The sequence below is a fragment of the Clostridium sp. Marseille-P299 genome, from assembly GCF_900078195.1.
Lineage (GTDB): Bacteria > Bacillota > Clostridia > Lachnospirales > Lachnospiraceae > Lachnoclostridium.
On the sequence record NZ_FJVE01000007.1, the window covers coordinates 1,041,243 to 1,053,905 of the forward strand.

At 33.8% G+C, this 12,663-nt stretch carries 5 protein-coding genes and 1 riboswitch; of the genes, 2 read left to right on the forward strand and 3 right to left on the reverse strand.

Features of this window, described 5'->3' with window-relative positions; all coding sequences use genetic code 11:
- Positions 1 to 90: 90 nt before the first annotated feature.
- From BN4220_RS12580 to BN4220_RS12590, 3 genes are read right to left on the reverse strand one after another with little or no spacing between them, the layout of a single operon-like run.
- Positions 91 to 1,161, reverse strand: coding sequence for a Ger(x)C family spore germination protein (locus BN4220_RS12580; RefSeq protein ID WP_066716790.1), 1,071 nt, complete (start codon positions 1,159 to 1,161; stop codon positions 91 to 93).
- Complete coding sequence (locus tag BN4220_RS12585) at positions 1,154 to 2,257, reverse strand: GerAB/ArcD/ProY family transporter (protein ID WP_066716792.1); 1,104 nt, start codon at positions 2,255 to 2,257, stop codon at positions 1,154 to 1,156. Before BN4220_RS12585 ends, BN4220_RS12580 begins: the two co-directional genes overlap by 8 nt.
- Positions 2,258 to 2,267: 10 nt before the next feature.
- Positions 2,268 to 3,800: a spore germination protein gene (locus tag BN4220_RS12590; RefSeq protein WP_066716794.1), complete on the reverse strand. Its 1,533-nt coding sequence runs from the start codon at positions 3,798 to 3,800 to the stop codon at positions 2,268 to 2,270.
- A gap of 436 nt (positions 3,801 to 4,236) precedes the next feature.
- A riboswitch (cyclic di-GMP riboswitch) is annotated at positions 4,237 to 4,321 on the forward strand.
- An 85-nt stretch (positions 4,322 to 4,406) separates the two neighbouring features.
- Between BN4220_RS12590 and BN4220_RS12595 the strand changes: the two genes are divergently transcribed.
- Both BN4220_RS12595 and BN4220_RS12600 read left to right on the forward strand, forming a co-directional pair.
- Complete coding sequence (locus BN4220_RS12595) at positions 4,407 to 11,966, forward strand: cellulose binding domain-containing protein (RefSeq protein WP_066716796.1); 7,560 nt, start codon at positions 4,407 to 4,409, stop codon at positions 11,964 to 11,966.
- A 33-nt stretch (positions 11,967 to 11,999) separates the two neighbouring features.
- Positions 12,000 to 12,569, forward strand: a complete 570-nt coding sequence (locus BN4220_RS12600; protein WP_066716798.1) for a hypothetical protein — start codon at positions 12,000 to 12,002, stop codon at positions 12,567 to 12,569.
- Positions 12,570 to 12,663: the final 94 nt, after the last annotated feature.

Here is a 12,663-nt window from a genome sequence, read left to right on the forward strand (position 1 = left end):
ATTTCTTGTGTTAAAAAAATCCGGCTGTAGTCGAAACAGCCGGATTTTTTAATAATATGGAAATACAGATAAATTAAATTCCCTAAGTTCTTATTTTATTTCAATATTTAGTCCAATTTGTAAATCATCAATAAATTCATTTATCCTACCTTCATAATTCACCCAAATATCACGATTTTTATAGCTACTCGTTTCATAAAGATTTAAAAAATCAATGTGATCTTGTTTTAAAAGAGTATTCAACTCTCCCTTAATTTGCTCTTCAAGGTATAGCTTTAATTTATTTGGTAAGGAAGTATCCATACTGGAATCCGATTGTAAATTTTCTGATATCCCGTTGATATTAAATTGCACATATGGCACATGATTCGTATATTCATATTTGGTTTTGCATTTTACATCCTTTAACCGAATAACATCATCACCGATTCGAAAGACATAATCGGTACCTTTTCCTTGAAGAATTTCATAGATTTTACGTTGTTCTTCCGTGATTATTTTAAGTTCAGAATCCTTATAAAAGATCACGCCACCATTTAAAGCGATAGAAGATTCTTCCTCTTTAAGCATTGGAATTAGAAGAGATTTCGTATAATCCAAACAATTCATTATACTACCAAGGGTTGCATTATCTTTCATGTTTAAGTTGTTCTTATTTAGCTTTTTTAAATAATCTCCGATACTACCGCCAATTTTACTATTCATATCCAATAAGTTGTTTGCGCCATCGGGATAGTAAAATAATAAAACATTTCGTGACAACATATATTGATTATCAATGTATCTTAAAAATTCTTTTAGCTTTTCTTGGTCTAAGAAGATAGAGCCGTCTAAAACAATTGCTTTTAAATGCCTATAATCAAGGCGTTTCTCAGAGTTTAAATTATAAAGAACTTCAATTTCTGGAAGTGTTTCAGCACTAAAATTGCGTAACAAACGTTCTTTTGCTGCTTCGTTTGATTGACCAGTAATTGCATCTAAATCGGGGAGTGCAAATGTTACGTTGTATTTATCGGTATAAGAAATTCCTAACGCGAGCACAAAATCTCTATCTTGTATTTCAACCATGTCAGAGCAACCAGTGACTGTAAAGGAGATAAGGAATATGATTAAAATCAAAGAAATAACTTTTATTTTTTTAAATAACGTTACTTTATTCATGGCGTATTCCTTTCCCAGATTTAATTTTATCAATACCAAACACTATAAGTGGCATAAGAATCGATTGAGGTACTCCAATATATATTAGATATTTATTTAAATTGGCGAGAATAATATCTATTTTAATTGGCTTCATACAAATTAAGAAAATCAATATTGCAAAAATGATAAGATAATATTCACGTTTTTTAGCATTCGTAATACTTTTTGCAATGTTACTAATATGGTACAGTAAGGTGCTTGAAATGAAAAAAATACTTATCATCCAAAAGGCGAGAACAATTGCATCGAGTCTTTGTATGAAACCTCCGGGAACTTCTAAGAGTTGCATTACTATAATCGTTGACCATATTTTTTGATTCGTACTATAAATACCAAGTAAGCCAACTACCATAATAAAGAAAAATATATTTATGACAGTTGATGTTATAATTGCGTGTATCACATTTTTTTGACTACGTTTATCGTCTTGTTTTATAGCAGCAGATTCGAATAATATAAATTCAGCAGCAGAATACGTTAAAAAAATCGAAAATCCTGTACGTAAAATAGAACCACCATCTGTTGTTAATATAGGAAGTAAATTAGGAATATCAACCTTTGGAACTCCTAAAAGTAACAAAAGAACAAGAGGGATTAAGACAACAAGATAAAGGAATTCAGTTAATCTTGCACGAACTTCAATTTCTTTTGAAGCCAAATATAAGGTTAAAACGATAAGAAATAGTAAAATAATTTTATAATTAGTATTCGGCAATAAAGTTTCATTTATAATATTTGAGAAAAGATTAAAAACGAAGATACATAGAATTAAAAATTTTATGATATATAAAATGCCAAAAATAAAAGTAATAAATTTACCAACGGTATCTTTACTATAGGTGAAGTAGTCGCTATTTACCCTCCTTGTAAAATATAACATGAGTAAACTATAAAGAAGTGCAAGGACAGATCCTAATATAATTGCTAGGATTCCATCTTTGCCAGCGCCCACAGAGGCTATCTGTGGCACAATCATAATAGATATACTTAGAATATCTAATACGAGCATTTTTCTAAATTGTGAGCTTGAAATTTTAAAATTCCTCGGAAACATAGCGATTCACCTACTTACCATTTCTTTTTTTATCACGTTCTTTTAAACGGACTTTTTGATCTTCATTTGCATAAAATGGACGTTTCTTTTGCTTGAAAATTGGGTATTTCAAGATAGAATCGCCAATCGTACTTTCTTTCTTGTGATTCACTGCAACAAATGGAGAGAGATAAGGTACTCCAAAACTTTCTAAACTTGCTAGGTGGATAAAGACAAGCATTAAACCAATTATAAATCCAAACAAACCCAATATAGCAGATAAGATAATAATCATATATCGAATTAAACGAAACGCAGAGGAAAAGGTTTCATTTGGTATAGTAAAAGAAGCAATCGCAGTAAAGGCTACAACAATTACTACCATAGAACTTACTAAGTTAGCACTTACCGCTGCCTCGCCGATAATTAATCCTCCGACAATACCAATGGTATTCCCCAGTGGACTAGGAAGCCGTATCCCGGCTTCAGATAATAATTCAAAGGCTATCTGCAAGATAATAACTTCTAAGACAATGGAAAACGGGACACCCCGTCTTGCAGCAGCAAATGAGAGAGCTAAGGAGGTAGGAATCATTTCAGGTTGGTAATTGGTAATGGCGATGTATAATCCAGGAGCTCCAATCGCTATGATGGATGCGAGATATCTTAATATTCTTATAAAAGATACCACTTCCCATCTATTATAATAGTCATCAGAGGCTTGAAAAAATGAGCTTAGTGTGACTGGGAAGAGCATTGCCATTGGTGAGTTATCTACCAATATGGCAACTCTACCTTCTAACAAAGCAGATGCTACTTTATCTGGTCGTTCTGTCGACTGAAATTGTGGGAAAGGAGAGTACCAGGCATGTTCGGTAAGATGCTCTAGCATACCAATATCAAAGATACCATCAATTACAAATTGATCAATTCTTTCTTTTATTTCGTTTATTATGTCTTCATGTGCAAGGTCAGATATATAAACTATGGTTATATCTGTACGACTTCTGATTCCAACTTTAAGGGGATCCATTTTAAGTTTAGTATCACGAATGCGTCGTCGTATTAAAGCCTTATTGATAGCGACACTTTCGGTAAAACTATCCTTTGCTCCTCTAATTGTGACTTCTGTTTTGACTTCTGACACACCCCGACTAGGATAGCTCTTTAAAGATATCATAAGAGCTTTATTAAAACCGTCAATTAACAAGACAACATCACCAGACATAATTGCTTGTGTTATTTCATCCATCGTGGTTAGTTCTTTGATATCTGCTGTCTGTAATGCATGGGCTTTGATATAATCAAATTGATGTTCTGATGGTAGGTCGTCCATCCTGTATAATAAATTATCAATAATGTTCTGCTCCAGTGACTTTCTATCTATCATAAGATCAACATAGGAAAGATAGATATTTACTTTTTGCGAACCACCAATGGTTAATTTACGTTTAATAACATCACTGCAAGATACAAATAAAGTTTCAAGGGTTTTTATATTTTCATCTAGCTTTTTTGTCAAAGGTAAGGTAACAACATTATTTTCGTCATGGGATTTCTTCATAATTTCCTCCATGCTGCTACTGGCAGCAAAATTATTGTGCGTAAAGAATTTTCTGTGCTCATTTATGACGGATATGCCTATTTTCAGCCCATCCTTGTAAAATTTATTTATTTTTTGATTCGTTGGGAACTTTCGTTAATTATTATAATTATCATCAAAAATCCCAAGAATATGCATTAGATATACTATTTCTATCCATAGTTAAATTGATTGAATGATTTGAAAATATGCGACAATATTACTAAAATCCATTTATACCTAGGACTTTTATACTATACAATAAAAAGGAAAATATATTATATTTCATACAAATATTACCGATATATAATTAATATGGGCTAAATAAAAAAAATCAATTATATTGAATATTTATTAGAATTTAAATGAAGCTCCATATATCAGGCGATTTAATGGATAAATACAACTAAATACGAATGTAAAAAAATGATGCGTTGAACTATAGTCAATATCTGGGCACTTTGGGCTATAGGGAGCAAGTGGTGCAACCGGCATTTTTTTTTGTTGCCCTTTTTTACTTTTTATGCGGTTTTTGGAGTCCTTAAATATGCTTTGATGCCAAAGATTAAATCAAAGTAGGAGGAAAGTATGGAAGTACTAAGAAGGAAGAAAAGTATTTTTAACAGGGTTTTATGTTTACTTCTTTGTGTAACTATGGTTATGACCAGCATTCCATTTTCAGCGAATGCGGCATCTACTAAAAAGTTTATCAAAGCAGAACCGCAAGTATTCGTACCATCCAGTGGTGAAAAGGCAACGATAACATTTAATTTAGAAAATAAGCATGTTGTCAATGTCATGATTATGGACGGGAAAAAAGTAGTCGCTTACCTTGCGAAAAACAGGGAGTACAAAGGTGGCTATGAAACCCATGAATTGCAATGGGATGGTAAGGACGAGAGTGGAAGCTACGTAAAAAGTGGAACTTATAAGGTAGTTGTAGAGCCACAAGATAAGTATAAAAAGTATAAGTCCATTACCAATATTGCTGTCATAGGTGATAACAATAGTGAACTTTATATTTCACCGAATGTAAATGGAACCATTTTTAAAGTTTATGGAAAAGGTGGTAAAAAGCAGGGGGTAAATAAGGTTAACCTCTCTGTAACTGCAGATGGGGAAGCTGTAAAAAGTATCAGTGCTACAATAAGTGATAACTTATGGTATGCGGAACTTCCGATGACAAGTTATAAACTTTATAACATTAAAGCATCGGTATCAAGTTCCAGTGGAAATAGTACAAAATCAATTACAGCGGTACGCCATACGTTTCGTGTAACCGACCGGCTGGAATATTTAGCATCTGCTTATTATGGTGATTATAAAAAAGATGCTGCAATTATCCGCGATAATGGGCTTTATGGAACCTATACCAATAGTGGTGAATTGGTGGGATCAAGTATTCTTATCATTGACCCATCAAAAGACATTAAACAAGAGATTACAAGTAATAATACCTTAACCAATCAGCATCTAGGTGTGGTTGACCAATTACAAAGAACTGCGTCAATGAATCCAGTCAGTCTTACCATGGGAAATAATTTTTATTCCAATGAGGATCTCGTAATCGATGGATATACACCATTATCCTTTACAAGAATGTATAATTCAATGAGTGAGAGTTTCCATGAATTTGGTATCAATTGGTCGGATTCTTATTCTTATCTATTGCAGGACTTAGGAAGTACCATAGCAATTCAGTTTAGTGATGGTCATATTGAGTACTATACGAAAAATAGCGATGGTACTTATGCTTCACCAGATGGAATGGCAAGAAAATTGATCAAGAATGCCAACGGAACTTATACCTTAACGGTGGAAGGTTTGGAAATTTATGATTTTACAGCAAGTGGTAGAATTAAGACAATCTCTGATTTAAATGGAAATAAAACAACCTTCACTTACTATGATGGAATGCTTACGAAAGTATCAAATCCCAGTGGACATATGGAATTTACCTATAACACAGACGGTACGATTGGGTCGGTAAAGGATAGTGGAAATCGTAGTATAAGTTATGGGTATACCAATGGATTAGTAACAAGTTTCACGGACGCAGAAGGGAATAAGACAACTTATTCTTACGATTCTTACAATCGATTAAACAAAGTAGTTAGCCCAGAAAAAATTACTTTGTATGCAATCGAATATGATACGTCCGATCGTGTAATATCAAAAACAGTTCAAGGAAGCACATACACCTATAGTTATAATGACAAATCAAGAACCATCGAGTGTACGGAGCCAAATGGTAATAAGATAACCTTTAAGTACACTTCGGATTATCGAATTGAATCAGAAGAATATTCCGATGGAACGATTAAGTATTATTACAAAGAGAGTAGCGGAAAGTCTGAGAATTTAAGAAAACAGGGTAATGGCACGAATAGTGAAATTACAAATAGTGAAATTACCAATAACGATGATATAAATTATGAGAGCGATACAAACATAGTATCATCCAATACGATTACGAGTTCAGAGGTTAGTAATGTAGATTTCGTAAAGAATACAACTAATAATTCATCAAATATAGGACGGGATAAGGCAGCATATACAGCTGAGCTGTCCGCTGTGAAAGATGGACAAGAATTAACTGTATTTTCATTAAATGGAAACAATGAACTTAAAAGCATTGATAATATACTAGAGCTTCAAACTTTTAACATGAATGTATGCTCTGGTAGTGCTGTAAATAATACCTTATATCCACAATTTCGTATATTCAATACCAGTGATGGGGATATCAATTTATCGGATGTAACCTTACGTTATTACTATACCATTGATGGTGAAATGCCACAAAACTTCTGGTGTGACTGGTCAAGCATTGGAGCGGCGAATGTAACTGGTAAGTTTGTAAAATTAAATACGCCAGTAACAGGTGCGGACTACTACTTAGAAGTAGGCTTTCGTAGTGGTGCAGGAAAATTAAGTCCAGGAAATTATATTGATCTGCATACTAGAATTGGAAAGGTTGGCTGGTATGATTTCATCCCAGGAGATGATTATTCTCAAAATTATTCTACAAGTTTATCTTATTTTGATAAAGTAGATATGTTTTATAAGGGTGATCTCATCTGGGGAAAAGGTTCTATCTCTGGAGAAGGCAGCAATGGACCAGCGGATGGAAGTGATAATGGCAATTCTGGAAATACAGGGAATAATGGGAACACTGGAAACAATTCTGGAAACGGTAGCTATACGGAGGAAGAAGAGTTTGAACCAAAAGGAACAGACAAACTAAAAATCCAGATGTTTAACACAGGGAATGGTGGTTCCTATACGAATTCGATTCATCCTATGATGCGCCTTGTAAATACTGGAACCAATATGGTGAAGCTAAGTGATGTAAAGATTCGCTATTACTATACAAGAGATGACGATAAGCCACAGAATTTCTGGTGTGACTGGTCAAGTGCTGGTACAGAAAATGTGACCGGAACCTTCCATTATCTAGATGAATTATTTGAAGGAGCAGATACGTACCTTGAGGTTGGATTTAAAGAAGGCTCTGGTTATATTGATATTGGCTCAACCATAAGCATCCATATGCGCATTGCAAAGGATGATTGGGGCAATTACGATATTACAAATGACCACTCTATAAATCCATCAGAAAGCTTTAAAGACTGGAAGAAAGTTGATGTATTTATAAAAGGTGTGAAAGTTTGGGGAGAGGACCTAACACCTGGAGAATTAGAAGAGTTAGAACTAGAACATATTGATTATGCGGACAGTACCTATACACCTGTTCGTGGGGAAATGTATAATGCAAATAGAGAGAGTCGAAGTAATACGGTTTCACCAAGATTTCGAGTATATAATACTTCGAACGAAGCAATCAAACTATCGGATTTAAAGATTAACTATTTTTACACAGCTGACGGACCACAGACACAAGTCTTTAACGTTGACTGGGTAGGTATCGGAAGTAGGTTTCAATCAAACCTTAGTAGTAAGGACGTAACCGCTGAGTTTACAGAGGTTGGTGATGAGAATCTAAAAACCAATTGTGTAGCTGACATTGGATTTACAAGAAGTGATATCTCCTTAAATCCAGGAGAATATGTAGAACTTAATATAAGAATCCATAGACCGGACTGGACAAAATACGTACAAACCAATGATTATTCTTTAAATACGGAAAGTACTACCTACGAAGAATGGAATAAAATAGCCATATTTGTAGCAGGTAAATGGGCATTTGGTAGTATGCCATTGTCTTATGCAGAAATCGTTGATCCAGACCCAGAGGTAGAAATAGAATACCCAGTAGATTCCAAAGATTCTTTTGGTTCCAATACAGATAAGTCAGGGAATTCAACCGATTATACCTATGATGATAATGGAAACATAACCTCCTCTGTGGATGCCATGGGCAATAAGACAACAAATACCTTTAACGAATTAAATCAAATCACAAGCGTAACCGATGCACTTGGAAACAAAACGGTTTATGATTATGATGCTAAGGGCAATTTAACGTCGGTAACGGATGCACTTGGAAATAAAACAGAATATGCCTATAATTCGAAGGGGTATTTAACAAAGATCACAAGACCAGATGGAAGTTATGAGACTGGTACTTACGATAGCAGAGGAAATTTATTAACAGCTACCGATGGAAATGGAAATACCATAACTCTGGATTATGATATCTTAAACTGTGTAACAAAATATACGGATGCCAATGGTTATATCACAAAATATGAGTATTCACCAAATGGCAATACAACAAAGATAACGGATGCACTCGGATTTTCTAGCACAGCAGAATATAATAAAGATGGAAAAATCCTAAAAGAAACCGATAACAATGGGAATGCAATTTCTTATCTTTATGATAAAAAGACTGGGTTATTAAGCCAAACTACCGATGCCTTATCAAATATCGAGAAATATCAGTATGATGTCATGGGCAATATATCCTCCGTTACAGCAGCAGATGGTGGAATTACAAGTTATAACTATGATTTATTAGGTAGACTTGAAACGCTAACGGATGCATTGGGTGGTAAAACTACCTATACCTATGATGTCAATGGAAATATAACCGAAGAAGTTGATGAGTTAGGAAATGTAACAAAGAATACCTATGATAAGTTAAACCGTGTCATCGCACAAACCGATGCCTTAAATCGTACAACAACTTATGAATACGATGAACTTGGAAGAGCAATAAAAGAAATTGATGCTTCTGGTGGTATTACGAAGTATAAATACGATAAAGTCGGTAATGTAATTGAAACAACGGATGCCTTAGGGAATGTTACGAAAAATGAATACAACTCCGTAGGGTTATTAAAGAGTACCACCGATGCCTTAGGGAATAAAATCCGTTATGAGTATGACAAAGAAGGAAGACAGACGAAAGAAACCGATGCAATTGGTAATATTACTCTTTGGGAGTATGATAAAAACGATAACCTTACAAAAGTAACCGATGCCAACGGTAATAGTACAATGTATACCTATGATAAAGAAAATCAAGTAACCTCCATTACCGATGCCTTAGGCCATAAAGTTACATATGAATACGATGCTGCTGGTAATAAAGTAGTAGAAAAAGATGCACTTGGCAATACAACAAAATATGCTTACGATGCAGCAAATAACGTAACGCAGATTACAAATGCATTGAACAAAGTTACAAAATACGAATACAATGCAAAGGGTCAGTTAATTAAAGAAACCGATGCAAAGGGGAAGGTTACCTCTTATAGCTATGATAAGAATGGAAACCAAGAAAAAGTTACAAATGCGCTAGGTGCAATCACAAGCTACACATACGATGCTAAGAATCAGTTACTAGAAGAAAAAGACGCAAAAGGAAACGTGATTTCATATAAGTATGATGCCCTTGGAAATCTAAACAGCAAAACCGATGCAAGAGGAAATCGAACTTACTATGAATATGACTCTAGTAATAACCTTACGAAAGTAACCGATGCCCTAGGTCATGTAACAAACTATACTTATGATAAGCTTGGTAATTTAACCGAAGAAACTCGTGTGGGGCTTAGTTCTACAAACAACCAGACAACAAAATATGAGTACGATAAAAATGGTCGTTTAACAAAGCTTACGGATCCACTGGGTGAGAGCATTTCCTATGAATACAATGGGAATGGTCAAATCACGAAGGAAACACAAAAAGATGGATCAACCACTGGATATCAATACGATAAGGTTGGTAATGTTAAGAAAATCACCTATAGTGATAATAGAAGCGTTACGTATACCTATGATAGTATCAATCAGCTCAAATCAATGAAAGACTGGAACGGTACTACGACGTACGAATACGATGCCAATGGTCAAACGGTTAAAATAATCGATCCAAAGAATCAAGTAATAAAATACATATGGACGAAACTTGGCCAGAAGAAATCCATAACCTATCCAAATGGTGAAGTCGTAAGCTACGTGTATGATAACAATGGTAATCTAAGTAGGGTGACAGATACAAATAATGCTGTTACAACGTATACCTACGATGCACTCAATCAAGTAAAGACAAGAAAACTTCCAAACAGTGCAGAATCCGCATATACCTACGATTCCATTGGTCAGTTAACGGAACGTAAAGAAAAGAATGGTGGAGTTCTAAAGGATACGTATACGTACGAGTATGATAAGAATGGTAACCGTATCAAAGAAACAAAAGTTTCTTCTGGAATGACGGAAATCACCCGCTATACGTACGATGTATTAAATCAGTTGACCGACGTAACAGATAAGAATGGCACTAGAACCTATGGGTTTGATGAGTTTAATAACAGAATCACCAAAGAGGAAAGTGGCAAGTTATCGACTCAATATATTTACAATAACTTAAATCAGCTGGTATATGAATTTAAGGGTGGAGATTTTACTACATATAGCTATGATAAGCGCGGTAACTTATCAACGGTAGAAGAGAATGGTAATACAAAGCAAGTATATACATTTGATTCCACGAATAAGTTAACGAAAGTTGTTGGAGAAGATACGACAACAGTTTATAGCTATGATGGAGATGGAAACCGTGTAAATACTAAGGTAACGAAGAATGGTTCTGTGATTAGTAACACGAATTATGCCGTTGATACGATGACAGCGTATCAGAATATTATTATGGCTAAGGATACGGTGACTGGTAAAGTATCTGCATTTACCTTTGGTAATGAACAAGTAAGTGTTGAAACGGATGGTAAAATTAGCTATTATAGAAACGATGAGAAGAATAGTGTCACTGAGATACTGGATGGTGCAGGGAAGGTACAGGCAAGCATTCAGTATGATGAGTATGGAGTGATATTAAATCCAGAAGTTGTTGGGACGAATGGAAATATATTCTCGGAGAATTTATTCTCCTATACGGGACATGTGTATGAAGAGAGTACTGGACTTTACTATGCGAAAGCAAGATACTATGAAGCTAAGATTGGTAGATTTATTAGTGAGGATAGTTATCGTGGAGAGCGAAGTGAGTCAGTTAGCTTAAATTTATATGTTTATGTTCATAATAATCCAGTTAAGTATTCGGATCCGAGTGGGAATATTGCTATTCCACTTATGTATGCAGCCGCCGTAATTATTCTAGTTGTTGGAACATATGCAATTAGTACTTATGAGAGATACATCCATTCTCCTGAGGGCAAAGACGCAATTAATAGGGGCGCCACTGCTATTAAAGATGGAGTAGTTGTAGCTGGTAAACTTCAAGTTGCAGGAACTGTTTGGTTAGGCAAAAAGTATGTTGAATATAATTTCAAATTTGTAGATAAAGCTAAGGATATAATAGGCTCTTTATTTGGAATTAAACCAAAGACGTTTCCAAATTATTTTACGTTATCTAATGTAGATCAAACTACGTTTATATTACGGAGTAACGGAGCTAGTGCGGATAAATCAGACACTAATAAGGGAGTGAATAAGTCTGATAAAATTAAGACACCATCCTCAAATCCAAAGGATTTTACAAAATTAAAAGGAAATCAAGGATATAAAGATAAAGACGGAAATACATGGAAAAAAGATCAATTACACAAAGATCATTGGGATATCAGTAATAAAAAAGGCCAGAAAATCCGTGAAGTTGATTATGATGGGAATGAGATATGGCCTAATGGGCCTAAAAATAAAAACAAAGCACCAAAATAATACAATATAATTAATTATAAGGAGTTGAAATGGTTGCATAAAATAAGTAGTAAACAAATGAATAATATTAAAAAGAAGATTAAATTTTATAATTTTGATGAGTTATGTTCAGAGGATAATACTAAATTAATAGTTAAATTTCATAATTATATTGATACAGTAACGTATAGTGACTTAATGTTAAACAACGGTTGTGAGATGTATGAATTCAAAAAGAAGATACTTATTGAATTCATAAAAAAGATAATTAATAAAGTATCTGAAGATAATTGCATAATAGTTAAATACAATGAGAAATGGGTTGTTAACAAAGAAGAAGCACCGGAATTAGCAAATATTTTAGCAAATAATTCTGTGACAAATAAATTGAAAGGCGGTCTATTGGTCAATAAAAATGATAAAATTGTTGAATTATTCATTGAGTCTGTTTTTAAATACAATAGCTTTATTCAAATAGTATTTAAAGATTCTAAATTAATAATATCTCCTTCTGATCATATGGATATTTTTTTTCAAGCTTATAACTTAAATGAAGTTAAAAATTTGATAATTAATAATTTATATTCGTGTGGTGATAAAGTATTAACATATGAATTGACATAAAAATTACTTATTCTAGAAGGAGAAGACGATTTCTAAGAGAAATATAATGTTTTTGGGAAAAATGTAATGCATATTCCTAATTTTCCCTGATTAA